The following is a 22,979-nucleotide window of genomic DNA, read 5'->3' on the forward strand; positions in this document are numbered from 1 at the left end:
CCGGCTCCGCCGGTCCGCTGGCGTCGCCCCCTCGAGGGGGAAGGGCCGAAGGCCCTTCGGGGGTGGGCCAATCAGTGCGCCTTGTCCCAGTTGGGCCCGACGCCGACTTCCGCGATCAGCGGCACCTTGAGCTCGGCCACGCCGGCCATCAGCGCCGGCACCTCGCGCTTCACCCATTCCAGCTCGGACTGCGGCACCTCGAACACCAGTTCGTCGTGCACCTGCATGATCATCTTGGTGGCGCGCGCCTCGCGCTCGAGCGCGCCTTGCACCGCGATCATCGCGAGCTTGATCAGGTCGGCCGCGGTGCCTTGCATCGGCGCGTTGATCGCCTGGCGCTCGGCCGCGGTGCGGCGCGGGCCGTTGCCGCCGCGGATCTCGGGCAGGTAGATGCGCCGGCCGAAATAGGTCTCGACGAAGCCCTGCTGCGCGGCGCGCGACTTGGTTTCGTCCATGTAGCGCTTCACGCCCGCGAAGCGCGCGAAGTAGCGCTCGATGTAGTCCTTGGCCGCCTTCTGCTCGATGCCCAGGTTGCTTGCCAGGCCGAACGCGCCCATGCCGTAGATCAGGCCGAAGTTGATCACCTTGGCATAGCGGCGCTGCTCGCTCGAGACCTCGTCCAGCGGCACGCCGAACACCTCGCTGGCGGTTGCGCGGTGCACGTCCAGGCCTTCGGCGAAGGCGCGCAGCAGGCCCGGGTCCTCGGAGATGTGGGCCATGATGCGCAGCTCGATCTGCGAGTAGTCGCAGCTCACGATCACGCTGCCCGCAGGTGCGACGAAGGCCTCGCGCACGCGGCGGCCCTCGGCGGTGCGGATCGGGATGTTCTGCAGGTTCGGGTCGTTGCTCGCCAGCCGGCCCGTCACCGCCACGGCCTGTGCGTAGTTGGTGTGCACGCGGCCGGTGGCCGGGTTGATCATCAGCGGCAGCTTGTCGGTGTAGGTGCCCTTGAGCTTGGACAGCGAACGGTGTTCGAGCAGCTTGGCCGGCAGCGGGTAGTCGGCGGCGAGTTCCTGCAGCACTTCCTCGTCGGTGCTGGGCGCGCCGGAGGCCGTCTTCTTGCGCACCGGCAGGCCGAGCTTGCCGAACAGGATCTCGCCGATCTGCTTGGGGCTGCCGAGGTTGAAGGGCTGGCCCGCGAGCGCGTGCGCCTCCTGCTCGAGCGCAACCATGCGCGTCGCGAGCTCGTGGCTCTGGCGCTCCAGCACCGCGGCGTCGATCAGCACGCCGTGGCGCTCGATCTTGCCCAGCACCACCGAGCTGGGCAGCTCGATCTTCTCGTAGACGAAGCGCATGCGCTCCTCGGTCTCCAGGCGCGGCCACAGCGCCTGGTGAACGTGCAGCGTCATCTCGCTGTCCTCGCCCGAGTACTCGGTCGCGCGCTCGACGCCGACCTGCGAGAACGGGATCTGCTGCGCGCCCTTGCCGGCCACGTCCTCGTACGACAGGCCGCGGCGACCGAGGTGGCGATCCGCCAGGCTTTCGAGGCTGTGCGGCTTGTGCGCCTCGAGCACGTAGCTTTCGAGCAGCGTGTCGTGCGCCACGCCGGCCAGCGCGATGCCGTGGTTGGCGAACACGTGGGTGTCGTACTTGAGGTTCTGGCCGACCTTGGCGCGCGAGGCGTCCTCGAGCCAGGGCTTGAGCCTGGCGAGCACCGCGTCGAGCGGCAGCTGCTCGGGCGCGCCGGGGTAGGTATGGGCCAGCGGGATGTAGCAGGCCTCGCCCGGCTGCACCGAGAACGAGAGGCCGACGATGCGCGCGCGCATCGGGTCGAGCGAGTCGGTCTCGGTGTCCAGCGCCACCAGATCGGCGCCGGCGATCTTGGCGATCCAGCGCTCCAGCGCGGGCTCGTCGAGCACGCATTCGTAATGGCGATCGGTCACCGCGGGCAGCAGTGGCAGGTCGGGCTCGTCCTCGTTGAGCGCGGCCGGCTCAGGCTGCGGCGAGGAGGATGCGGCGATGCCGAGCGCGCCCTCGAGTTCCTTCTTCCAGCTCTTGAAGCCGTGCTTGGCATAGAAGCCCAGCAGCGCCTCGCGATCGACCTCCTTGAAGCCGAGCGACTCGATCGACGGCCAGCCCGGCACGTGGCCGGCGAGGTCGCAGTCGCACTTCACGGTGACCAGCACGCGAGCGGTCGGCAGCCATTCGAGCGCGCGGCGCAGGTTCTCGCCGGCCACGCCCTTGACCGACGCGGCCGCGGCGATCACGCCATCAAGCGAGCCGTGCTCGGCGATCCACTTCGCGGCCGTCTTGGGGCCGACCTTGTCGACGCCGGGCACGTTGTCGACCGCGTCGCCGACCAGGGTCAGGTAGTCGACGATGCGCTGCGGCGTCACGCCGAACTTGGCCAGCACGCCAGCCTCGTCGAGCCGCTCGTTGCTCATCGTGTTGACCAGCGACACCTTGGGCGTCACGAGCTGCGCGAGATCCTTGTCGCCGGTGGAGATCACGACCGAGTGGCCGCTCTCGGCGCCCACGCGCGCCAGCGTGCCGATCACGTCGTCGGCCTCGATGCCGGGCACCTCGAGCACCGGCCAGCCGAGCAGCCTGACGACCTCGTGGATCGGCTCGACCTGCAGGCGCAGGTCGTCGGGCATCGGCGCACGCTGGGCCTTGTACTCCGCGTAGAGGTCGTCGCGGAAGGTCTTGCCCTTGGCGTCGAACACGCAGGCGGCATGGGCGGCCGGGAACTGATCGCGCAGGCGCTTGAGCATCGCGACGATGCCATGCACCGCACCGGTGGGCTCGCCTTGCGGACCGCGCAGATCGGGCAGCGCGTGGTAGGCGCGGTAGAGGTAGCTGGAGCCGTCGACCAGCAGCAAGGTGGTCGGATGCGTCGTCGTGGCGTCGTTCATCCGCGCATTGTGGCCAAAGGTCGCGAGCCAGGCCGGCCGCCGGGCCGCCCCAAGGCCGGCCAGCCGCTCGGCTGGCAGCGAACGCAGTGAGCGTGGGGGCCAGGCCGGCCGCCGGGCCGCCCCATGGCCGGCCAGCCGCTCGGCTGGCAGCGAACGCAGTGAGCGTGGGGGCCAGGCCGGCCGCCGGGCCGCCCCAAGGCCGGCCAGCCCCCTCGGGGGGCAGCGAACGCAGTGAGCGTGGGGGCCCCAACGAACCACCCACCTACAATGCCGCCATGATTTCGTCGTTCCCGCGCCTTGCCACGCTGTTGGCGCCCGCCGCCGCGGCGGTGCTGATCGGCCTCGCCGCGCCCGCCCAGGCCGCCCCGCCGGGCTGGATCGTGGTCGAGGAGATCCCTGGCACGCCGGATGCCAAGGAGCCCAACGTGCGCCGCACGACGATCGAGGACGACAACGCCCGCGTCGAGGAACTGCGCGTGCGCGGGGCCGTCAAGCGCATCACCGTCAAGCCCAAGCACGGCCCCAAGGGCGAATACGAGGTGGTTCCGGTCGACGCCGGCCGCGACCCGAGCGAGGGTCCGGCCAACGCGCGCGGCACCACCGGCCAGGCACGCTGGCAAGTCCTCGAGTTCTGAGCGCGCCGCAAGGCAGGCGCGCGCCCTCATCCGCATGGCGGTCTTCACCGAAATTGCCCACGACGACGCAGCTGCGCTCGTCGCGCGGCTTGGCCTCGGGCGGCTGATCAGCCTCAAGCCCATCGCCTCCGGCATCGAGAACACCAACTACTTCGCGAGCTGCGCGCAGGGCGAGTACGTGCTGACGGTGTTCGAGCGGCTGACCTTCGAGCAGCTGCCGTTCTACCTGCACCTGATGAAGCACCTCGCGCAGCGCGCGATCCCGGTGCCCGAACCGCAGGCCGACGCGAGCGGCGAGATCCTGCACACGCTGGCCGGCAAGCCCGCGGCGGTGGTCGACCGCCTGGCCGGCGGCCACGCGCTGGCGCCCGACATCGACCACTGCGAGCAGGTCGGCGAGATGCTCGCCCGCATGCATCTGGCCGGCGCCGACTACCCGCGCCACCAGCCCAACCTGCGCGGCCTGGCGTGGTGGGACGAGACCGTGCCGCAGGTGCGCCCCTTCGTCAGCGACGCCGAGCGCGCGCTGCTGGACAGCGAGCTCGCGTTCCAGCACGAGCTCGCGAAGTCGGTCGCCTACGCGCGCCTGCCGCGCGGCCCGATCCACGCCGACCTGTTTCGCGACAACGTGATGTTCGCGCCCGATGGCAGCGGCCGCGAGCGGCTCACCGGCTTCTTCGACTTCTACTTCGCCGGCGTCGACAGCTTCGGCTTCGATATCGCCGTGTGCCTGAACGACTGGTGCATCGACCTCGCGAGCGGCCGCCTCGACGAGGAGCGCGCCGAGGCCTTCGTGGCCGCCTACGAGCGCGTGCGCGCGCTCACCGGCGACGAGCACCGGCTCTTCCCCGGGCTGCTGCGCGCCGCGGCCTTGCGTTTCTGGCTGTCGCGGCTGTGGGACCTGCACCTGCCGCGCGATGCCGCGCTGCTCAAGCCGCACGACCCCACGCATTTCGAGCGCGTGCTGCGCGAGCGCATCGCCGCGCCCTGGCATCCGCCGGCCAGTCCCGCGGCCTGAGATGCGGCTCAAGCACGTCCCCGCCGCGCGCGGCGTCCTGTGGGTGCGCGAAGGCTTTCGCTGCTTCTTCGCGCAGCCACTGGGCTACACGGCGATCCTCGCACTGGTGCTGTTCGCCGGCGTGATGCTGGCGCAACTGCCCTGGATCGGGCCGCTCGCGTCGCTGGCGCTGATGCCGACCGCCACGCTGGCCTTCCTGATCGCCGGGCGCGAGCAGCGTGCCGGCCGGCCGGTCCATCCGGGCTACCTGATCGCGCCGTGGAAGGACGCGTCGCTGCGCGCGCCGCTGCTGCGCCTGGGCCTGGCCTACGGCGTCGCCGTGATGGCCTGCCTGCTGGTCGTCGAGTGGTTCGACGGCGGCAACATGCAGCGGCTGATCGAATCGATCACGCATGCCGCCGAGGCCGGCACGCCGCCGACGCTGGACGACGCCGTCGTGAGCGGCGCCTTCGCCAGCATGATGCTGGCCAGCGTGCTGCTCGGCCTGGTCTCGCTGTTGTTCTGGCACGCGCCCGCGCTGGTGATCTGGGACCGCCAGCCGATCGCCAAGGCGCTGTTCGCCAGCACCATGGCCTGCTGGCGCGGCTGGCGCGCCTATGCCCTGATGGGCCTGGCCTGGTTCTCGATCCTGCTGCTGTTCAGCCTGGTCGCGCAGACCGTGCTGGCGCTGCTGGGGCTGGGCGGCAACGCGCTCGTGATCGCGATGCAGCCGGCTGCGTTGATGTTCATGACGGCGTTCTACGCGTCGCTGTACGCGAACTACACGGACACCTTCGAGCAAGATTGAGCCGCGGCCCCGACGGCCGCCGCCACATCATCCCGCCTTCTTCGGAGCCTCCGGCAGCAAGCAAGCCTCGAGGACCTGCAGCCGGTTGTCGCGCGCGAAGTTCATGACGAAGTCCCAGGCCATCGGCTCGACTTCGCGCAGGGCCTCGTTGACGACCACGCACTTCACGCCTTCGATCACGGTCGGCACGCAGTAGGGCGAGTAGCCGATCGCCCCGCTCTTGCCGGACACCACGCCGCCGGGGCGAAAGCACGACATCGCGCCGGCCAGCCGCTCGGCCCAGTCGCTCGGGCGGAATGTGCGTCCGTCCAGGGTGACGCCCTGGATGAAGATCTCGCGGGGTTTGGCTGGAGTGGACACGGCAGGCCTGGAGTAGCGCGCGGCACAGGCTCTTGACCTCGCCAGCGCAGAACAACCCCGTATTGTGCTGCAGCGCAGCAGCCCCACGCCCGGACCTTAGAATCTTTCGGGCGCAGCGCTCGTCTTTCACGGGTCGCTGCGCCTTTTGCTTCCCCGGCCGGCTGCGCCGGTCCTTGCCGTCGAACGAAGGACGCTCATGAACGCCCCCGATGCCCTCGCCGCTCCCGCGATGCCGCATGTGCTCAACACCTACGGCCGACTGCCGTTCGCGCTGTCGCACGGCCGAGGCCTGCGCGTCTGGGACACCGAGGGCCGCGAGTACCTCGACGCGCTGGGCGGCATCGCCGTCAACACGCTGGGCCATGCGCATCCCAAGCTCGTGGCGGCGCTGACCGAGCAGATCGGCAAGCTGATCCACTGCTCCAACTACTACCAGGTGCCGCTGCAGGAGCAGCTGGCCGCCAAGCTGTGCGAGCTCTCCGGCCTGGCCGGCGCGTTCTTCTGCAACTCGGGCCTCGAGGCCAACGAAGCCGCGCTGAAGATCGCGCGCAAGTACGGCCACGACAAGGGCATCGAGGCGCCCGAGATCATCGTCTACGACAAGGCCTTCCACGGCCGCTCGATCGCCACGCTGTCGGCCACCGGCAATCCCAAGGTGCAAAAGGGCTTCGAGCCGCTGGTGCCGGGCTTCGTGCGCGTGCCGCTCAACGACCTGGGCGCGGTGCGCGAGGTCGCGGCGCGCAACCCCAACGTGGTCGCGGTGTTCCTCGAGACGATCCAGGGCGAAGGCGGCATCAACGCCGCCCGCTGGGACTACCTGCAAGGCCTGCGCGCGCTGTGCGACGAGCGCGGCTGGCTGCTGATGCTCGACGAGGTGCAGTGCGGCATCGGGCGCACCGGCAAGTGGTTCGCGCACCAGTGGGCCGGCATCAAGCCGGACGTGATGCCGCTGGCCAAGGGCCTGGGCTCGGGCGTGCCGGTCGGTGCGGTCGTGGTCGGCGAGAAGGCCGTCAACGTGCTCGGCCCCGGCAACCACGGCACCACCTTCGGCGGCAATCCGCTGGCCATGCGCGCCGGCGTCGAGACGCTGGCCATCATGGAAGCCGAGGGCCTGCTCGCCAACGCGGCCGCGATCGGCGCGCACCTCAAGGCCGCGCTGCAGCGCGAGATCGGCAGCCTGAAGGGCGTGACCGAGATCCGCGGCGCGGGCCTGATGATCGGCATCGAGCTCGACCGTCCCTGCGGCGACCTGCTCGGCCGCGCCGCCAAGGCCGGCCTGCTGCTGAGCGTGACGGCCGACAAGGTGATCCGCCTCGTGCCGCCGCTCGTCATCACCGCCGACGAAGCCGACCGCGTGGTCGCGCTGCTGGCGCCGCTGGTGCGCGAGTTCCTCGCCGAGGCGGCATGACGATGAAACCCGGAAACCGCCTGATGAAGCACTACCTGCAGTTCAAGGATTTCCGCGCCGAGGAGTACGCCTACCTCTTCGAGCGCACGGCCATCATCAAGAAGCGCTTCAAGAACTACGAGAAGTACACGCCGCTGGTCGATCGCACGCTGGCGATGATCTTCGAGAAGGCCAGCACGCGCACGCGCGTGAGCTTCGAGGCCGGCATGTACCAGATGGGCGGCTCGGTGGTGCACCTGACCACCGGCGACAGCCAGCTCGGCCGCGCCGAGCCGGTGGAAGACTCCGCGCGCGTGATCAGCCGCATGGTCGACCTGGTGATGATCCGCACCTTCGAGCAGACCAAGCTCGAAGGCTTTGCCGCGCATTCGCGCGTGCCGGTGATCAACGGCCTGACCAACGAGTTCCACCCCTGCCAGATCCTGGCCGACATCTTCACCTACATCGAGCACCGCGGCTCGATCGCCGGCAAGGTCGTGGCCTGGGTTGGCGACGGCAACAACATGGCCAACACCTGGCTGCAGGCGGCCGAGATCCTGGGCTTCACGGTGCACGTGAGCACGCCGAGCGGCTACGAGGTCGACCCGGTGCTGGCCGGCATCGAGAACCGCGACTGCTACAAGGTCTTCAAGAACCCCACCGAGGCCTGCCGCGGCGCGCACCTGGTGACCACCGACGTGTGGACCAGCATGGGCTTCGAGGCCGAGAACGACGCGCGCCGCGCTGCGTTTGCCGAGTGGTGCGTCGATGCGGACATGATGGCGGCGGCGCGGCGCGATGCGGTCTTCATGCACTGCCTGCCCGCGCACCGTGGCGAGGAAGTCGCCGCCGAGGTGATCGACGGGCCGCAGTCGGTGGTGTGGGACGAAGCCGAGAACCGCATGCACGTGCAGAAGGCACTCATGGAGTACCTGCTGCTCGGGCGAATCGGTTGAGACCTCGTTGAGGACGGTCACCGCCACCCAATACCTCACGCCGCTGCGTGAAGGCGGCTCGCTGCCCGCCGTGGTCGCGGCCGACGACGACGGCCTGTATGTCGTCAAGTTCCGCGGCGCGGGGCAAGGCCGCAAGGCGCTGATCGCCGAACTCGTGGCCGGTGAACTGGCACGCGCGGTGGGCCTGCCGGTGCCGGAGATCGTGCTGGTCGAGCTCGACGCCGAGCTCGCGCGCACCGAGCCCGACCCCGAGATCCAGGACCTCATTCGCGCCAGCGCCGGCCTCAACCTCGCGCTCGACTACCTGCCCGGCTCGGTCACCTTCGACCCGCTGGCGCACACCGTCGATGCCGCGCTCGCCTCGCGCATCGTCTGGCACGACGCCTTCGTCAGCAACGTCGACCGCAGCGCGCGCAACACCAACCTGCTGGTCTGGCACCGCGGCCTGTGGCTGATCGACCATGGCGCCTCGCTGATCTTTCACCACGACTGGCGCGGCTACATGGAGCGCAGCTCCGGCGCCTTCCCGATGATCAAGGACCACGTGCTGCTGCCCGCCGCCGCGCAGCTGGCCGAGGCCGACGCCGAGATGAGCGCCCGATTGAACGACGAGGCGATCGAGCGCATCGTCGCGCTGATCCCCGAAGCCTGGCTCGCCGACGAGCCGGCCTTCGCGAACGCCGCCGAACACCGCGAGGCCTACCGCCGCTACTTCATCAACCGCCTGCGCCAGCCGCATGCCTTCGTGGAGGAGGCCGTCCGTGCCCGATCGCTGCACCTATGACTACGCCGTCGTGCGGGTCGTGCCGCGCGTCGAGCGGGGCGAGTTCGTCAACGCCGGCGTGATCGTGGCCTGCACCGCGCGCGGCTTCCTGCAGGCGCGCATCGAGCTCGACGAGCAGCGCCTGCTCGCGCTCGACCCCAGCGCCGACCTCGAGCCGATCCGCCAGGCGCTGGCCGCGATCCCGGCCATCTGTGCCGGCGGCGCGGCGGCCGGGCCGATCGGCAAGCTCTCGCTGCGCGAGCGCTTCGACTGGCTGGTCGCGCCGCGCAGCAGCAGCATCCAGACCTCGCCGGTGCACGTCGGCCGCTGCGATGAGCTCGGCTCGGCAATGGAGCAGTTGCTCGAGCGCCTCGTCAGGGCACCGCGGCCATGAAGCTCGCGCTGCTGGCCGACCTGCACGCCAACCGCGAGGCGGTGGAAGCGGTGCTCGAGCATGCGCAGTCGCAGGGCGCGCAGCGCTACGCCTTCCTCGGCGACTACGTCGGCTACGGCGCCGATCCGGCCTGGGTGGTCGAGCGCGTGCGCGAGCTGGTCGAGCGAGGCACCGCGATCGCGGTGATCGGCAACCACGACCGCGCGGTCGTGCTCGGTTCGGCGCCGCAGATGCATGCCGACGCACGCACCGTGATCGACTGGACGCGCAAGCGGCTCGACGCCGACCAGCTCGCCTTCCTGGACGGCCTGCCGGTCTCGGTGAGCGACGGCCCGCGGCTGTTCGTGCATGCCAACGCCTGGGCGCCGGAAGACTGGGGCTACATCACCGCCCGTGCCGACGCGGTGCGCAGCCTGCAGGCCACCGCCGCGCGCGTCACCTTCTGCGGCCACACGCACGACCCCTGCCTCTACTACCTCGCCACCACCGGCAAGACCGGCGACTTCTCGCCCGTTTCGGGCGTGCCGATCCTGCTGTCGGCGCAGCGCCAGTGGCTGGTGATCCCGGGCTCGGCCGGCCAGCCACGCGACGGCAATCCGGCCGCGTGCTACGCCCTCTACGACACCGACGAGGGCGCGATCACCTACTTCCGCGTGCCGTACGACCACGAGGCCGCGGGCGCCAAGATCCGCGCGGCCCAGTTGCCGCAGCGCCTGGCCCAGCGGCTCGACGATGGCCAGTGAGCCGGCGCTCGAGCCCGCGCCGCAGGACTACCCGGCGCGCGTGCTCGCGCCGGGCCAGGTGGTCGACCAGTTCCGCATCGAGGAGCACCTGCACCAAGGCGGCATGGCCCAGGTCTGGCGCGTGAGCCGCCTCGACCGGCCCGACGACCCGATGCCGCTGGTGATGAAGGTGCCGCGCATCATGGGCGGCGAGGACCCGGCCAGCATCGTCGGCTTCGAGGTCGAGCAGATGATCATGCCGCTGCTCAAGGGCTTGCACGTGCCGGCCTTCGTCGCGCGCGGCGACTTCACGCAGGCGCCCTACATCGTGATGGAGCGCATCGACGGCCCTTCGCTGCGCCCGCGGCTCGATGCCGCGCCGCTGCCGGTCGCCGAAGTGGTCGACATCGGCATCCGCGTCGCCACTGCGCTGCACGACCTGCACCGCCAGCACCTGGTGCACCTCGACGTGAAGCCGAGCAACATCATGTTCCGCCGCCAGCCCGACGGCACGCTGGCCGAGGCGGTGCTGGTGGACTTCGGGCTCTCGCGCCACGACCAGCTGCCCGACCTGCTCGACGAGGAGTTCACGCTGCCGATGGGCACCGGGCCCTACATCTCGCCCGAGCAGGTGCAGTTCGTGCGCAACGACCCGCGCAGCGACCTGTTCGCGCTCGGCGTGATGCTCTACCACCTGCTGACCGGCGAGCGGCCCTTCGGCCATCCCACCTCGGTCAGCGGCCTGCGCCGCCGGCTCTACGAAGAGCCCGAGCCGCCGCGCGCGCTGCGCCCGGACTGCCCGCCATGGCTGCAGGAGCTGATCCTGCGCTGCCTCGAGGTGCGCGCCGAGCGCCGCCATCCGAGCGCGGCCCAGCTCGCGCTCGACCTGCAGCATCCGCAGCAGGTCGCGCTTACCGAACGCGCGCAGCGTGTGCGCACGTCGGGCACTTGGGCGACGCTCAGGCGCCGCTTCGCCGCGGTGGGCGCCGAGCCCGCCGGCACGCGTGGCGCCGCCGAGCAGGCGCAGCGCAACCCGATCGTGGTGGCCGCGCTCGACGTCGAGAACGCGCCCGCGGCCCTGCTCGACATGCTGCGCGACACCGTGCGCCGCTTCCTGCACGACGGCGGCTCGACGCGCCTGGCCTGCGTCAGCGTGATGAAGACCGCGCGCATCGGCATGGACGAACTCACCGACGCGCAAGGCCGCAGCCGCCACGTCAAGCAACTGGTCGCGCTCAAGCACTGGGCGCGCCCGCTCGCGCGCGAGCTGGGCCTCGGAGACGGCCGCCTGACCTTCCACGTGCTCGAGGCGCCGGATGCGGCCGAGGCCATCGTCGAGTTCGCGCAGCGCAACCAGGTCGACCACGTGATCATGGGCGCGCGCGGCGCCTCGGCGCTGCGGCGTTATCTGGGCAGCGTGTCGTCGCAGGTGGTGGCGCAGTCGAGCTGCACGGTCACGGTCGTGCGCGCGCCGGCCGAGTAGGCGCGCGCGGCGCTCAGAACGACGCGCAGCCGGGCGCCTTCACGCGCAGCACCGCCTCTTGCCGGAAGCGCGTCTTGTACTCGGCCACGATGGCCTGCACCGCGCGCTCGGCGGCGTCGTCGCCGGCATGCACGAGGACGAGCACGTTCGAGTCCTCGCGCACGACCTGTCCGTCGGCGCCGCGCCACTGGCCCGCCGCCGGCCACACCGACAGGCCCTGCGGAAAGCGCGGCGTCACCGCATCGCGCAGGAAGCCGCTCCAGGCCTCGGCCGTCACGCGCCCGCCGCCGCCCGGGATGTCGGTGCCGAAATAGAGCTGGTCGCTCACCATGGCCTGCTCGCCGCTGCGGCAGGCCGGCGCCTGCGTGGCGCAGCCGGCCATCGACGTCGCGATGACCATGGTGGCCCCGAGCACCCGCACGGGCATGAAGCGAAAGACCATGAGCGAGGCCTCAGCGTGGACGAGGCCGCGATCTTGCCTTGCGCCAGCCCAGCGCGTACAGCACGCCGTTGAGCAACAGCACGAAGGCGCCGAGCCCGATCTGCAGCGCCGGCGTCAACCCCGGCGGGTACAGCAGCGGCACGAGGTACTGCTCGACGAAGCTGCCGGCATAAGCCGCCTCGCCGCCGGCACGCCGCAGCGCGTTCTCCAGCGGCGTGAGCGGGCAGATGCCCGCCGTGCATTCGATCCACACCGCCCACGCGACGGCCGGCAGATGCAGCCACGCGACGCGCGGCCAGCGCCACACGAGCAGGCCACCTGCGAGCACGAAGGCGACGAAGCCCAGGTGCAGGGCGACCAGCGCATCGGCGAGCAGGCGCTGCAGCACGGCAGCCGGCGGCCGCTCAGCCGGCCTTGCTCTGCGCCTCGATCTGCGCGCGCAGACGGTCTTCCTGCTCGCGCAGCTCGGGCGTGAAGGCCTCGCCGAAGTCCTCGGCCTCGAAGATGCGGCGGATCTCGATGTCGGAGTCGCCCATCTGCGGGTTCGGGCAGCGCTTGACCCAGTCGATCGCCTCCTGCATCGACGCGACCTTCCAGATCCAGAAGCCGGCGATCAGCTCCTTGGTCTCGGCGAACGGACCGTCGACGACGGTGCGCTTGCTGCCCGAGAAGTGCACGCGCACGCCCTTGGAACTGGGATGCAAGCCCTCGCCGGCTTGCATGATGCCGGCCTTGACCAGCTCTTCGTTGTAGCGGCCCATGGCCGCGAGCAGTTCCTCGCTGGGCATGACGCCCGCTTCGCTTTGCTTGTCGGCCTTGACGATCACCATGACGCGCATGTCGGTCTCCTTGAGTGGTTGGAAAAAACGGAGATGGCTCCAACCCTACGACGATCCTGGCGCAGCGAAATCGACAAACCCTTTCAGCGGCGCGGCGGCGGCTTCGGCGCGCCGCCGCCCGCCAGGTTGGCCGCCACCAGCCCCGCGGCCAACGTTGCCAGCCACGAGAAGTAGACCCACAGCAGGAACAGCGGAAACGCGGCGAAGGCGCCGTACACCGCCTTGTAGGTCGGCAGCTTGACCAGGTAGGCGGCGAAGCCGCGCTTGCCGAGCTCGATCAGCACGCTGGCGATCAGTCCGCCGGCGATCGCGTCGCGCCGGCGCACCGGCGTGTTCGGCACGTAGTAGAAAAGGCAGGCCAGGCCCACCCCGCCGAGCACGACCGGACCCAGCCCCAGCACGACGTTCGCCGACGCCGGCAGCGGCCCGATCGGGCCCATCGACACGCCAACGACGAACGACGTCGCCCACAGGCTCAGGGCGAGCACCGGCGGGCCGATGGCCAGCATCAGCAGGTACATCGCCACGCGCTTGAGAATGGGCCGGTTGCGCCTGACGTTCCAGATCTGGTTGAGCGCGTTCTCCACCGTCAGCAGCAGCGCGAGCGCGGTGGCCAGCAGGAACAGCGAGCCCACCAGGGTCAGCTCGCCGGCGTTGGCGGTGAACTGGTGCAGGTGGCGCAGCACGGTGCGCGAGATCTCGGCCGGCAGCAGGCCCTTGAGCAGGTACTCCTCCAGCGCGACCTCGAAGCGGGCGAACACCGGAAAGTGCGTGAACAGCGCCAGGCTCACCGCCAGCAGCGGCACGATCGACAGCAGGGTCGTGAAGGTCAGGCTGCCGGCGATCTGCGGCAGGCGTTCCTGGCGGGCGCGGCGGAAGGTGAGGCGGGCGAGGTTCAGCATGCGCGGCGGGTGTGGGCGCGCGCATTGTCGATGCGTACGCCCGCGTCCGTTCCGGTCAGCGCCTGACCTCGAACACCAGGTTGAACGGCGTCTCGGCGGCGCAGCGAAAGTGCGTGAAGCCGGCCTTGCGAAACACCTCGGCCAGGCGTTTCGGTCCGGCCTGCGCGCCCAGCACCATGCGCCCGCCCTCGGAGATCGCATGCGCGCAGCAGATGATGGTCGAGCCGCCGTAGTAGAGCTGGCCCACCGGCGTGAGGTTGTCCTCGGTGCGGTCGCGCGCGAAGGGCTCGACCAGCATCACCGTGCCGCCCGGCGCCAGCACGCGCGCCGCATGCTCGGCGGCGGCGACCGGATCGCCCAGGTCGTGCAGCACGTCGAAGAAGCAGATCAGGCCGAAGCGCCGGTCGGGGTAGCTGGTGGCACGGGCGAGATCGAACTCGGCGCGTGCGGCCAGGCCCGCGGCCGCGGCGTGGCGCCTGGCCTCGGCGATCGACTCGGCATGCGTGTCATAGCCGAAGAAGCGCGAGTTCGGGAACGCCTCGGCCATCAGCAGCGTGGAATGACCGTGGCCGCAGCCGATGTCGGCCACCGCGATGCCGGCCTCGAGCTGCGCCACCACGCCCTCGAGCGCCGGCAGCCACTGCGGCACGAGGCTGGCGCGATAGCCGTTGCGGTAGAAGGCCGCGACGCCGCAGGCCATGCGGCCGTCGTGCTCGCCCCAGGCCACGCCGCGGCCGGTGCGAAAGGCCTCGAGCGTCTTGGGCTCGTCGGCCCACATCGAGGCCGGCATGTTCCAGGCCGGCGGAATGAAGACCGGGCTGTCCTCGTCCGCCAGCACGAGCGCTTGCTCGGCGCCGAGCTCGTAAGTCTCGCTGGCCGCGTGGAAGTCGAGGTAGCCGCTCGCGGCCTGCGCATTGAGCCACTCGCGAACGTAGCGTTCGGCGCAGCCCGAACGCTGCGCGAGCTCCTGGCTGCTCAGCGGCCCGGCGCCGAGCATGGCCTTGTACAGGCCCAGCTGGTGGCCCAGGTTGACCATCACGCCGGTATAGGCGCTGGCGATGTCGCCGATCGCGCGCATCGCAAAGGCTTCGAGCCTGGCTTGGTCGATCGCGGGGGCGGTGACGGCGGTGTCCATCGGGTGAGTCCTTTCTGCGCCGAACGCGCGGGGTTGAACGGTGCGCCCATGCTCGTGCGCTGGCCCGGTTCACGACAGAGCCGAAATCGCCCAAGATCGGTCCGTTCGTGCCATCCGCTCGCCCGTCACCGCACCCATGTCCAACGCCCCTGCCCGGCCTTCGCCTCCCGGCGCCGCGCCGCGTCATGTCTCGCTGATCGCACTGCCCGACGCGGTCGTCTCGACGCTGGCCGGCCTGTACGACGTGATGAGCGCGCCGGGCCGGCCGGGCCTCGCCGGCGGGGACGGGCGCGCGCCCTTCCAGGTCGAGATCGTCGGCGAAGCCACCGGTCCGCTTCAGCTGGCCAGCGGCGTGCCGATGACGGTGCAACGCTCGATCGACACGATCGAGCAGACCGACATCGTCATCGTGCCGTCCGTGCTGGTGCGCGGCGAGGCCTGGCACAAGGGCCGCTACCCGCGCCTGGTGGCGTGGATCGAGCGCATGCACGCGCGCGGCGCCACGCTGTGCTCGGCCTGCTCGGGCATCTTCCTGCTCGCCGAGACCGGCCTGTTCGACGGCCGCGATGCCACCGTGCACTTCGGCTATGCGTCGATCTTCGGCGCCTGCTTTCCGTCGGTGGCGATCCACCCCGAGCGTGTGCTCGTGGTCTCGGGCCTGCGCGAGGAGCTGGTGTGCTCCGGCGCCTCGACCACCTGGCACGATCTCGTGCTCTACCTGATCGCACGCTACGCCGGCGCGACGCAGGCACAGGACGTCGCGCGCGCCTTCGCGCTGCAGTGGCACCAGGACGGCCTCGCGCCCTACATCAGCTTCGAGGGCCGCCACGACCATGGCGACGCCGAGATCGCGAGCGCCCAGCAATGGCTGGCGACGCACTTCTCGGTGGCCAATCCGGTCGAGGAGATGATCCAGCGCTCGCGGCTCGCGGAGCGAACGTTCAAGCGACGCTTCAGCGCCGCGACCGGCCTGGCGCCGATCGCCTACGTGCAGCGGCTGCGCATCGAGGACGCCAAGCGCCGGCTCGAACGCACCGACGCGCCGATCGACGAGATCAGCTGGCGGGTCGGCTACGAGGATGCCGCGTTCTTTCGTCGGCTGTTCAAGCGCACGACGGGCATGGCGCCGGGCGCCTACCGCAAGCGCTTTTGCATCCCGGAGTTCGCGCGGCCGTAGCGACGCGACGGCTCGCTCAGCCGGGGTCGCGCACGGCGCTGACCAGGTTGTCGCGCAGCGCGACGACATCCTTCTGCAGCTTCGAGAACTGGCCGGGCGTGAGGCCGCAGGCGCCGGTGAGGTCGATGGCCGCGGTCTTCTCGCGCAGGTGGCGGCCGCTGCGGGTCAGGCGGATGCGCACGTGGCGCTCGTCGGCGGCATCGCGCACGCGCTCCACGTAGCCCATGGCCTCGAGCTTCTTGAGGATGGGCGTGAGCGTGTTCGACTCCAGGAACAGCTTCTCGCCCAGGCCGCTGACGGTCTGGTCGTCCTCTTCCAGCAGCGCGACGATCGTGACGTACTGGGTGTAGGTGAGCCCGAGCTGGTCGAGGATGGGCCGGTAGAGCTTGCCGAAGGCGAGGTTCGCCGAATAGACGGCGAAGCACAGGAAGTCGCCCAGCTTCGCGTTCGCCGCGCCGTTGCCTGGTTTCATCTTCGCTCCTTTCGTCGCGCCGAACGCCCGTTCGACCTGGTTCGCAATTTACATCGAACGCGATTCAATCGCAACGGCACTAATTTGTAACGGCAGCTTGATCTTGGGCGGTTCGTGCTCCAAGATGACACCAATCGCATGCGATGCAATCGAACGCGATTACAAGCCACCCGCCCCACAGAACGATTGGAGCCCTCCATGACCAAGATCCAGAAAGTCCTTCTCACCGGCAAGACGCACACCACCCCGAGCCAGCGCGAAGGCGCGGCGCGCGGCGGCGAAGGCCGCCTCGACATCCAGCTCTCGTCGCCGCACGACAAGAGCTCGGTGTATGCCTTCACGGCCGTCCAGTCGCATCCGACCGCGGAGCAGCTGTTCGCCGGCGCCTGGTCGGCCTGCTACATCGCCGCGATCGGCCTGGTCGCCAAGGAGCGCAACGTGACGCTGCCGCCCGACCTGGCGGTGGACATCGAGGTCGACCTGGGCATGAACGGCAACGCCTACTTGCTGCAGGCGCGCCTGAACGTCAGCCTGCCCGGCCTGCCGCGCGACACCGCCGAGGCGATTGCCCATGCGGCCGACGAGATCTGCCCGTACTCGAAGGCCACGCGCGGCAACATCGACGTCGCGCTGAACGTTCTCTGACGCGCCGAGCGGCCGGCCCTGCCCAGCGGGAGCCGGCCGCTCGCACGAGCCACCCACAACCCACGCCAAGCCAAGCCAAGCCATGAGCACCCTGCCCGCCCCGTACCAGCCGATCAGCTGCGAGTTCCACGACGTGCTGGAAGCGCACGCGACCGTGCGCCAGCCGGTGGCGATCCGCTTTCGCGACGCCGACGGCGGCGAGCAGCGGCGCGTGGCCACGATCACCGACGTGTTCGCGCGCGCCGGCGCCGAGTACCTCTCGGTCAGCGGCGGCGAAACGCTGCGTCTGGACCAACTGATCGAGGTCGGCGACGCCCGGCTGGCCGACTTCTGCTGAGCCGTGCTTCGCTCGCACGGCCGGCCGCCTTCTTGATCAGGTCACCGGCGCGGGGTTGAACAGCACCAGCGCGTTGTGCAGCTTCCACCGCTCGGCCCAGGTGGCCTTGCGGCCGCTGGCAACGTCGAGCATCAGGCGAAACAGCTCCCAGCCCATCTCCTCGATCGACGCCTGCCCGTCGGCGATGCGCCCGGCGTTGAGGTCCATCAGGTCGTGCCAGCGGCGCGCCAGGTCGCTGCGCGTCGCGACCTTGATCACCGGCACCTCGGCCAGACCATAGGGCGTGCCGCGGCCGGTCGTGAAGACGTGCAGGTTCATGCCGGCGGCCACCTGCAGCGTGCCGCAGATGAAGTCGCTGGCCGGCGTCGCGGCGTAGACCAGGCCGCGCTCGATGCCGCGCTCGCGCAGGCTTTCGCCCGGCGACAGCACGCCCGAGATCGGCGCGCTGCCGCTCTTGACGATCGAGCCCATCGCCTTCTCGACGATGTTCGACAGCCCGCCCTTCTTGTTGCCGGGCGTGGTGTTGGCGCTGCGGTCGGCGCCGCCGCGCTTCAGGTAGGCGTCGTACCACGCCATCTCGCGGATCATCGCTTCGGCGATCTCCGGCGATGCGGCGCGCGCGGTCAGCTGGTCGATGCCGTCGCGCACCTCGGTGGTCTCCGAGAACATCACGGTCGCGCCGGCACGCACGAGCAGATCGGTGCAAAAGCCCACCGCCGGGTTCGCGGTGACGCCGCTGAAGGCGTCGCTGCCGCCGCACTGCACGCCGACCACGAGCGCGCTGGCCGGCACCGTCTCGCGCCGGCGCGCGTTCAAGCGTTCCAGGTGCTGCTCGGCGGTGGCCATGATCGAGTCGATCATCGACATGAAGCCGACGTGCGCGTCGTCTTGCAGGCACACGACGTCGAGCGCCGCATCGCCGCCGGCACCGACGATCGGGAACGAGCCCGGGGGCAGCAGGCGCTCGGGCTGCAGCTTCTCGCAGCCCAGGCTCACCACCATCACCTCGTTGCCGAAGTTCGGGTTGCGCGTGATGTTGCGCAGCGTGCGGATCGGCACCAAGGCGTCGGGCGCGTCGATCGCGACGCCGCAGCCGTAGGTGTGCTCCAGCGAGACGACGTCGTCGACGTTGGGAAAGCGCGGCAGCAGTTCGCGCTTGATGCGCTGCACCGCGAAGTCGACCACGCCGGCGACGCACTGCACGGTGCTCGTGATCGCGAGGATGTTGCGCGTGCCGACCGAGCCGTCGGCGTTGCGATAGCCCTCGAAGCTGAAGCCCTCGAGCGGCTCGAGCGCCGGGCGCGGCGCATCGGCGATCGGCAGCGCGTCGAGCGCGCGCGCCGGCGGCATCTCGAGCAGGCGCTCATGCACCCAGCCGCCGCGCGGGATCGCCCGCGTCGCGCGGCCAATGACCACGTTGTAGCGCCGCACCGCGTCGCCGGGCGCCAGGTCCACGAGCGCGACCTTGTGGCCCTGCGGCACCTTTTCGACCAGGGTCAGGCCGTCGTCGAACACGGTGCCGGCCGGCAGGCCGCCGTCGTTGGCCACGATGGCCACGTTGTCGCGCGCATCCATGCGGATCGTGAGTGGCTTCAAGCAGTCCTCCAATTCAAGCGGACACCGCGGATCCGGCTTTGCCGGTCCGCTGGTGGCGCCCCCTCGAGGGGGAGGCGCCGCAGGCGCTTCGGGGGTGGTCATCAGTCTGCAGAGATCTTGCCCACCTCGATCACCTTCTTCCAGCGCGCGAACTCGGCGGCCTGGAAGGCGGTGAACTGGTCCGGCGTGTTGCCGCTGATCTCGAAGCCGAGATCGAGCAGCTTGGGCTTGACGGCCGGGTCGTTGAGCGCCGCGACGATGCCCTCGTGCAGCCTGGCCTTGATGTCGCCGGGCAGGCCCTTGGGCGCCGCGAAGGCCTGCCACGAGTAGACCGTCACGCCCTTGAAGCCGAGCTCGTCCATCGTCGGCACCTCGGGCAGCAGCGGCGAGCGCCTGGCGCTCGTGATCGCCAGCGGACGCAGCTTGCCGGCCTTGATGTTGGGCAGGCCGGTGTTGATGTTCATGAAGCTCGCATCGACGGTGCCGGCCAGCAGGTCCTGCATCGCCGGCGCGCCGCCCTTGTAGGGCACGTGCACCGCCTGCGTGCCGGTCTCCTGCCAGAACAGCTCGGCGGTCAGGTGGTCCGAGGTGCCGTTGCCGGCCGACGCGAACATCATCTTGCCGGGGTGGGCCTTGATGAAGGCCAGCAGCTCGGCAAACGACTTGTGCGGCGAGCCGGCCGGCACCGCGAGCACGTTGGGCGCCTGCACCGCGACGGTGATGTAGTCGAAGTCCTTCAGCGGGTCGTAGCCCGCGTTCTTGATCAGGTGCGGGCCGATCACGAAGGGCCCGAGCGACGAGACAAAGACGGTGTAGCCGTCGGGCGCCGCGCGCTTGGCCTGCGCCGCGCCGACCGTGCCGCCCGCGCCGGCCTTGTTGTCGACGATGAAGGTTGCGCCCAGGCGCTCCTGCAGCTTGGCGCCGACGGTGCGCGCGATCATGTCGGTCGAGCCGCCGGGCGGAAAGGGCACGAGCAGCGTGACCGGCTTGGCCGGCCAGGCCTGCGCATGAACGCCGGCGGTCGCGGCGAGGCCGAGGGCCAGGGTGGCGAGGATCTTTCGCATCGCTTGTCTCCAGTGGTGGTGGTGCGACGGGTTCGTGCCCGTTCGAGATGGATGTCGGGATGGAAGCGGCCGGCGCGCGCCGGCAAGGGTCAACGGGTCCTCAGGAGCGCTCGCCGAATTCGGCCTGCTCGCGCGTCCAGGCGCGCGCCTGCTCGCTCAGGCTCAGGCCGAGGCCGGGACGGGTGGGGACGCGCATGCGGCCGCGCTCGATCTCGAGCCGCTCGTTGAACAGCGGCTCGAGCCAGTCGAAGTGCTCGACCCAGGGCTCGCTCGGCGATGCCGCGGCCAGGTGCACGTGCAGTTCCATCGCGAAGTGCGGCGCCACCATCAGGCCGGCGGCCTCGGCCTGCGCGGCGATCTTCAGGTAGGGCGTGATGCCGCCGACGCGCGGCGCGTCGGGCATCAGCCAGTCGCAGGCGCGATGGCGGATCAGCTCGCCGTGCTCGAGCGCGCTGGTCAGCATCTCGCCGGTGGCGATCGGCGTGTCGAACTGGCGCGCCAGCGCGGCGTGGCCCTCGTGGTCGTAGGCGTCGAGCGGCTCCTCGATCCACACGAGGCCAAAGTCCTCGAACGCGCGGCACATGCGCTGCGCGCCCGGGCGGTCCCATTGCTGGTTCGCGTCGACCATCAGCGCGACGCCCTCGCCCAGGTGCTTGCGCACCGTCGCGACGCGCTCGATGTCTTTCGCGCGGTCCGGCTGGCCGACCTTGAGCTTGACGCCGCCGATGCCGCGCTCGACCGAGGCCTGCGCGTTGACCAGCAGTTCGTCCAGCGGCGTGTGCAGGAAGCCGCCCGAGGTGTTGTAGCAGGCGACCGAATCGCGATGCGCGCCCAGCAGCTTGGCCAGCGAGAGCCCGGCGCGCCGCGCCTTGAGGTCGTACAGCGCGACGTCGAAGGCGCCGATCGCCTGCGTTGCCAGGCCGCTGCGACCGACCGATGCGCCGGCCCAGCACAGCTTGTTCCACAGCCGCGCGATGTCGTTCGCGTCCTCGCCGAGCAGCGCCGGCGCCAGCTCCTTCGCGTGCGCGAACTGGCCGGGTCCGCCGGCGCGCTTGGCATAGCTGAAGCCCAGCCCCTCGTGGCCGCCCGCGGTGCGCACCTCGGCGAACAGCATCGCGATCTCGGTCATCGGCTTCTGGCGGCCGGTGAGCACCTTGGCGTCGCTGATCGGCGTCTTCAGCGGCAGGGTGCAGGACGACAGGCGCAGCCAGCGGATGCGGTCGTCGGCGCTCGGGTTTACGCTCATGGTAACGTTATCATCTCGACTCAAAAGAGAGCACATCTCATGGATGCGCCGTTGTCTCCGGTTGAATGCTAACGTTACCATTCTAGACGATCCAGCAAGACCCCTGGGCGCCATCGGACAATCGCGCCCTTCTTCGCCTCGCGTTCCCATGCCCGCCACGCCGCGCCCGTCATCCAAGTCCGTGACCCTGCACGACGTGGCGCGCGCCGCCGGCGTGTCGCCGATGACGGCCTCGCGCGCGCTGCGCGACCCGCAGCTCGTCTCGCCGCCGACGCTCGAGCGCGTGCAGGAAGCGGCGCGCGCGGTCGGCTACATCCCGAACCGCCTGGCCGGCGGGCTCAAGTCGCAGCGCAGCATGACGATCGGCGCGCTGGTGCCCTTCATCGCGGTGCCGCAGTTCCTGCCGACCGTGCAGACGCTGACCGAGGAGCTCGACCGCGCCGGCTACCAGCTCGTGCTCGGCCAGACAGGCTACGACCACGCGCGCGAGGCAGCGCTGCTCGACACGCTGCTCGGCCGGCGCGTCGACGGCATCGTCGTCGCCGGCCTGCTCAACGACAGCGAGGCCGCGCGGCGCCTGCGCCAGCTGGGCGTCCCGGTCGTCGAGACCTGGGACCTGACCGACCGTCCGCTCGACATGCTGGTCGGCTTCTCGCACGCCAGCGTCGGCAGCGCGGTGGCGGGCTACTTTCTCGCCAAGGGCTGGCAGCGGGTCGGCATCGCGACCGGCGACGACGAGCGCGCGCTGCGCCGGCGCGCCGGCTTCGTGGCCGCGTTCGGCCGCGAGGTGCCCACGGCCAGCGTCAAGGCGCCGAGCAACCTGGGCCTGGGCCGCGCCGCGCTGCGCGAGCTGCTGCAGGACCACCCGGACCTGCGCGCGGTGTTCTGCAGCTCCGACGGCCTCGCGCACGGCGTGCTGACCGAGGCGCGCGCGCGCGGCCTTCGCGTGCCCGAGGACCTCGCGGTGGTGGGCTTCGGCGACGCCGACTTCGCCGCGCACCTCGAGCCGAGCCTGACGACGGTGCACATCGACGGCGCCGGTATCGGCCGCATTGCCGCGAGCCAGATCCTGGCCGCGTGCCGCGGCCAGCCGCCGCAAGAGCGCGTCGTCGACGTCGGCTTTTGCATCGTCGAACGGCGCTCGACCGCCGCCTGAACCCAGCCGCAAAGACCATGACCGATCCGCTGCTCGTTGACGTGCCCTCGCAGATCGAGACCGAGCGCCTGCTGCTGCGCCCGCATCGCGCGGGCGACGGCGCGATCCTGCACGAGGCCCTGGCGGAGTCGATCGACGAGCTGCGCCGCTTCCTGTGGTTCCTGTCGTGGGTAAGCGAGGAACAGACGCCCGCGTCGGCCGAGATCCGCTGCCGCCGCGCCGAGGCCGCCTTCATCGCGCGCAGCGACCTGCCCTACCTGATGTTCGAGAAGTCGAGTGGCCGGCTGGTCGGCTCGGTCGGCCTGCACCGCACCGACTGGCAGCTGCCGAAGACCGAGGTCGGCTACTGGGTGCGGCGCTCGGCCGCCGGGCGCGGTTATGTGAGCGAGGGCGTGCAGGCGCTCGTGGCCTGGGCGCTCGACAGCCTGGGCGCGGTGCGCGTCGAGCTGGTCACCGACGAGGCGAACCTCGCCTCGCGGCGCGTGGCCAAGCGCTGCGGCTTCCGGCTCGAAGGCGTGCTGCGCCACCAGCTGCGCGCGCCCGACGGCACGCTGCGCAACAGCTGCGTGTACGCTCGCCTGCCGGCCCGCGTGGCATAGGCCCTGTTA

The 22,979-nt window shown here is 70.7% G+C and carries 25 protein-coding genes; 14 read left to right on the plus strand and 11 right to left on the minus strand.

Going from position 1 to position 22,979, the window contains the following annotated elements; all coding sequences use genetic code 11:
* Positions 1-71 precede the first annotated feature (71 nt).
* The gene (gene polA, locus ACO2TI_RS21640; RefSeq protein ID WP_423287329.1) at positions 72-2,855 is read right to left on the minus strand and encodes a DNA polymerase I; all 2,784 of its coding nucleotides are present in this window, start codon (positions 2,853-2,855) and stop codon (positions 72-74) included.
* Positions 2,856-3,130: 275 nt separating this feature from the next.
* On the opposite strand from polA, the gene ACO2TI_RS21645 reads away from it, so the two are divergent.
* The 3 genes from ACO2TI_RS21645 to ACO2TI_RS21655 are packed head-to-tail and all read left to right on the plus strand — an operon-like array spanning position 3,131 to position 5,295.
* The gene (locus ACO2TI_RS21645) at positions 3,131-3,490 is read left to right on the plus strand and encodes a hypothetical protein (protein WP_423287331.1); all 360 of its coding nucleotides are present in this window, start codon (positions 3,131-3,133) and stop codon (positions 3,488-3,490) included.
* A gap of 34 nt (positions 3,491-3,524) precedes the next feature.
* Complete coding sequence (locus ACO2TI_RS21650; RefSeq protein WP_423287333.1) at positions 3,525-4,508, plus strand: homoserine kinase; 984 nt, start codon at positions 3,525-3,527, stop codon at positions 4,506-4,508.
* 1 nt (position 4,509) lies between these two features.
* On the plus strand, positions 4,510-5,295 hold the full coding sequence (locus ACO2TI_RS21655) for a BPSS1780 family membrane protein (protein ID WP_423287335.1): 786 nt from the start codon (positions 4,510-4,512) through the stop codon (positions 5,293-5,295).
* Between the two features lie 27 nt (positions 5,296-5,322).
* Here the strand turns inward: ACO2TI_RS21655 and ACO2TI_RS21660 are convergent, their stop codons facing one another.
* Positions 5,323-5,655 (minus strand): DUF3579 domain-containing protein, encoded by a 333-nt coding sequence (locus ACO2TI_RS21660; protein WP_423287337.1) that lies wholly within the window; start codon positions 5,653-5,655, stop codon positions 5,323-5,325.
* Positions 5,656-5,851: 196 nt separating this feature from the next.
* Here ACO2TI_RS21660 and ACO2TI_RS21665 point away from each other — a divergent pair, with 196 nt between their 5' ends.
* Genes ACO2TI_RS21665 through ACO2TI_RS21690 form a run of 6 tightly spaced genes read left to right on the plus strand, consistent with a single transcriptional unit; the run spans position 5,852 to position 11,360 of the window.
* The gene (locus ACO2TI_RS21665) at positions 5,852-7,063 is read left to right on the plus strand and encodes an aspartate aminotransferase family protein (RefSeq protein WP_423287339.1); all 1,212 of its coding nucleotides are present in this window, start codon (positions 5,852-5,854) and stop codon (positions 7,061-7,063) included.
* A 2-nt stretch (positions 7,064-7,065) separates the two neighbouring features.
* A complete protein-coding gene (gene argF / locus ACO2TI_RS21670; protein ID WP_423287502.1) occupies positions 7,066-7,998 on the plus strand; it encodes an ornithine carbamoyltransferase in 933 nt (310 codons plus the stop codon).
* Positions 7,999-8,005: 7 nt separating this feature from the next.
* Entirely contained in the window at positions 8,006-8,782 is a 777-nt protein-coding gene (locus ACO2TI_RS21675) for a HipA family kinase (RefSeq protein ID WP_423287341.1), read from the plus strand.
* Complete coding sequence (locus tag ACO2TI_RS21680) at positions 8,760-9,155, plus strand: DUF3037 domain-containing protein (protein WP_423287343.1); 396 nt, start codon at positions 8,760-8,762, stop codon at positions 9,153-9,155. Before ACO2TI_RS21675 ends, ACO2TI_RS21680 begins: the two co-directional genes overlap by 23 nt.
* Positions 9,152-9,898, plus strand: a complete 747-nt coding sequence (locus ACO2TI_RS21685) for a metallophosphoesterase family protein (RefSeq protein ID WP_423287345.1) — start codon at positions 9,152-9,154, stop codon at positions 9,896-9,898. Before ACO2TI_RS21680 ends, ACO2TI_RS21685 begins: the two co-directional genes overlap by 4 nt.
* Complete coding sequence (locus ACO2TI_RS21690) at positions 9,888-11,360, plus strand: protein kinase domain-containing protein (RefSeq protein ID WP_423287347.1); 1,473 nt, start codon at positions 9,888-9,890, stop codon at positions 11,358-11,360. Before ACO2TI_RS21685 ends, ACO2TI_RS21690 begins: the two co-directional genes overlap by 11 nt.
* 13 nt (positions 11,361-11,373) lie before the next feature.
* Here the strand turns inward: ACO2TI_RS21690 and ACO2TI_RS21695 are convergent, their stop codons facing one another.
* From ACO2TI_RS21695 to ACO2TI_RS21715, 5 genes are all read right to left on the minus strand, one after another.
* The gene (locus tag ACO2TI_RS21695) at positions 11,374-11,802 is read right to left on the minus strand and encodes a DUF3574 domain-containing protein (RefSeq protein ID WP_423287349.1); all 429 of its coding nucleotides are present in this window, start codon (positions 11,800-11,802) and stop codon (positions 11,374-11,376) included.
* A gap of 10 nt (positions 11,803-11,812) precedes the next feature.
* Positions 11,813-12,190 (minus strand): DUF2784 domain-containing protein, encoded by a 378-nt coding sequence (locus ACO2TI_RS21700; RefSeq protein ID WP_423287351.1) that lies wholly within the window; start codon positions 12,188-12,190, stop codon positions 11,813-11,815.
* A 16-nt stretch (positions 12,191-12,206) separates the two neighbouring features.
* Positions 12,207-12,641, minus strand: coding sequence for a YciI family protein (locus ACO2TI_RS21705; protein ID WP_423287353.1), 435 nt, complete (start codon positions 12,639-12,641; stop codon positions 12,207-12,209).
* Between the two features lie 83 nt (positions 12,642-12,724).
* Positions 12,725-13,543, minus strand: a complete 819-nt coding sequence (locus tag ACO2TI_RS21710; protein WP_423287355.1) for a YihY family inner membrane protein — start codon at positions 13,541-13,543, stop codon at positions 12,725-12,727.
* Between the two features lie 55 nt (positions 13,544-13,598).
* Complete coding sequence (locus tag ACO2TI_RS21715) at positions 13,599-14,678, minus strand: class I SAM-dependent methyltransferase (RefSeq protein WP_423287357.1); 1,080 nt, start codon at positions 14,676-14,678, stop codon at positions 13,599-13,601.
* A 136-nt stretch (positions 14,679-14,814) separates the two neighbouring features.
* Here ACO2TI_RS21715 and ACO2TI_RS21720 point away from each other — a divergent pair, with 136 nt between their 5' ends.
* Entirely contained in the window at positions 14,815-15,855 is a 1,041-nt protein-coding gene (locus ACO2TI_RS21720; protein ID WP_423287360.1) for a GlxA family transcriptional regulator, read from the plus strand.
* Positions 15,856-15,871: 16 nt separating this feature from the next.
* Here the strand turns inward: ACO2TI_RS21720 and ACO2TI_RS21725 are convergent, their stop codons facing one another.
* Positions 15,872-16,327, minus strand: coding sequence for a MarR family winged helix-turn-helix transcriptional regulator (locus ACO2TI_RS21725; protein ID WP_423287362.1), 456 nt, complete (start codon positions 16,325-16,327; stop codon positions 15,872-15,874).
* A gap of 198 nt (positions 16,328-16,525) precedes the next feature.
* Between ACO2TI_RS21725 and ACO2TI_RS21730 the strand changes: the two genes are divergently transcribed.
* Together ACO2TI_RS21730 and ACO2TI_RS21735 are read left to right on the plus strand one after the other, a co-directional pair.
* Positions 16,526-16,972 (plus strand): Ohr family peroxiredoxin, encoded by a 447-nt coding sequence (locus ACO2TI_RS21730; RefSeq protein WP_423287364.1) that lies wholly within the window; start codon positions 16,526-16,528, stop codon positions 16,970-16,972.
* An 82-nt stretch (positions 16,973-17,054) separates the two neighbouring features.
* Positions 17,055-17,309, plus strand: a complete 255-nt coding sequence (locus ACO2TI_RS21735; protein WP_423287366.1) for a hypothetical protein — start codon at positions 17,055-17,057, stop codon at positions 17,307-17,309.
* Positions 17,310-17,345: 36 nt separating this feature from the next.
* Here ACO2TI_RS21735 and garD read toward each other — a convergent pair whose 3' ends face one another.
* The 3 genes from garD to ACO2TI_RS21750 form a co-directional block, all read right to left on the minus strand.
* Entirely contained in the window at positions 17,346-18,884 is a 1,539-nt protein-coding gene (garD, locus tag ACO2TI_RS21740; RefSeq protein ID WP_423287504.1) for a galactarate dehydratase, read from the minus strand.
* 122 nt (positions 18,885-19,006) lie between these two features.
* A complete protein-coding gene (locus tag ACO2TI_RS21745) occupies positions 19,007-19,969 on the minus strand; it encodes a Bug family tripartite tricarboxylate transporter substrate binding protein (protein ID WP_423287368.1) in 963 nt (320 codons plus the stop codon).
* A 100-nt stretch (positions 19,970-20,069) separates the two neighbouring features.
* Positions 20,070-21,215: an L-talarate/galactarate dehydratase gene (locus ACO2TI_RS21750; protein ID WP_423287370.1), complete on the minus strand. Its 1,146-nt coding sequence runs from the start codon at positions 21,213-21,215 to the stop codon at positions 20,070-20,072.
* 148 nt (positions 21,216-21,363) lie between these two features.
* On the opposite strand from ACO2TI_RS21750, the gene ACO2TI_RS21755 reads away from it, so the two are divergent.
* Both ACO2TI_RS21755 and ACO2TI_RS21760 read left to right on the plus strand, forming a co-directional pair.
* Positions 21,364-22,371: a LacI family DNA-binding transcriptional regulator gene (locus ACO2TI_RS21755; RefSeq protein WP_423287372.1), complete on the plus strand. Its 1,008-nt coding sequence runs from the start codon at positions 21,364-21,366 to the stop codon at positions 22,369-22,371.
* A gap of 17 nt (positions 22,372-22,388) precedes the next feature.
* A complete protein-coding gene (locus tag ACO2TI_RS21760) occupies positions 22,389-22,970 on the plus strand; it encodes a GNAT family N-acetyltransferase (RefSeq protein WP_423287374.1) in 582 nt (193 codons plus the stop codon).
* Positions 22,971-22,979 lie beyond the last annotated feature (9 nt).

The organism is Caldimonas sp. KR1-144, assembly GCF_049446155.1.
GTDB lineage: Bacteria > Pseudomonadota > Gammaproteobacteria > Burkholderiales > Burkholderiaceae_C > Rivibacter.

Coding starts and splice junctions, on each gene's coding strand:
- polA (WP_423287329.1), bottom strand. CDS start 2,855: ATGAACGACGCCACGACGACGCATCCGACCACCTTGCTGCTGGTCGAC.
- ACO2TI_RS21645 (WP_423287331.1), top strand. CDS start 3,131: ATGATTTCGTCGTTCCCGCGCCTTGCCACGCTGTTGGCGCCCGCCGCC.
- ACO2TI_RS21650 (WP_423287333.1), top strand. CDS start 3,525: ATGGCGGTCTTCACCGAAATTGCCCACGACGACGCAGCTGCGCTCGTC.
- ACO2TI_RS21655 (WP_423287335.1), top strand. CDS start 4,510: ATGCGGCTCAAGCACGTCCCCGCCGCGCGCGGCGTCCTGTGGGTGCGC.
- ACO2TI_RS21665 (WP_423287339.1), top strand. CDS start 5,852: ATGAACGCCCCCGATGCCCTCGCCGCTCCCGCGATGCCGCATGTGCTC.
- argF (WP_423287502.1), top strand. CDS start 7,066: ATGAAACCCGGAAACCGCCTGATGAAGCACTACCTGCAGTTCAAGGAT.
- ACO2TI_RS21685 (WP_423287345.1), top strand. CDS start 9,152: ATGAAGCTCGCGCTGCTGGCCGACCTGCACGCCAACCGCGAGGCGGTG.
- ACO2TI_RS21690 (WP_423287347.1), top strand. CDS start 9,888: ATGGCCAGTGAGCCGGCGCTCGAGCCCGCGCCGCAGGACTACCCGGCG.
- ACO2TI_RS21695 (WP_423287349.1), bottom strand. CDS start 11,802: ATGGTCTTTCGCTTCATGCCCGTGCGGGTGCTCGGGGCCACCATGGTC.
- ACO2TI_RS21705 (WP_423287353.1), bottom strand. CDS start 12,641: ATGCGCGTCATGGTGATCGTCAAGGCCGACAAGCAAAGCGAAGCGGGC.
- ACO2TI_RS21710 (WP_423287355.1), bottom strand. CDS start 13,543: ATGCTGAACCTCGCCCGCCTCACCTTCCGCCGCGCCCGCCAGGAACGC.
- ACO2TI_RS21715 (WP_423287357.1), bottom strand. CDS start 14,678: ATGGACACCGCCGTCACCGCCCCCGCGATCGACCAAGCCAGGCTCGAA.
- ACO2TI_RS21720 (WP_423287360.1), top strand. CDS start 14,815: ATGTCCAACGCCCCTGCCCGGCCTTCGCCTCCCGGCGCCGCGCCGCGT.
- ACO2TI_RS21725 (WP_423287362.1), bottom strand. CDS start 16,327: ATGAAACCAGGCAACGGCGCGGCGAACGCGAAGCTGGGCGACTTCCTG.
- ACO2TI_RS21730 (WP_423287364.1), top strand. CDS start 16,526: ATGACCAAGATCCAGAAAGTCCTTCTCACCGGCAAGACGCACACCACC.
- ACO2TI_RS21735 (WP_423287366.1), top strand. CDS start 17,055: ATGAGCACCCTGCCCGCCCCGTACCAGCCGATCAGCTGCGAGTTCCAC.
- garD (WP_423287504.1), bottom strand. CDS start 18,884: ATGGATGCGCGCGACAACGTGGCCATCGTGGCCAACGACGGCGGCCTG.
- ACO2TI_RS21745 (WP_423287368.1), bottom strand. CDS start 19,969: ATGCGAAAGATCCTCGCCACCCTGGCCCTCGGCCTCGCCGCGACCGCC.
- ACO2TI_RS21750 (WP_423287370.1), bottom strand. CDS start 21,215: ATGAGCGTAAACCCGAGCGCCGACGACCGCATCCGCTGGCTGCGCCTG.
- ACO2TI_RS21755 (WP_423287372.1), top strand. CDS start 21,364: ATGCCCGCCACGCCGCGCCCGTCATCCAAGTCCGTGACCCTGCACGAC.
- ACO2TI_RS21760 (WP_423287374.1), top strand. CDS start 22,389: ATGACCGATCCGCTGCTCGTTGACGTGCCCTCGCAGATCGAGACCGAG.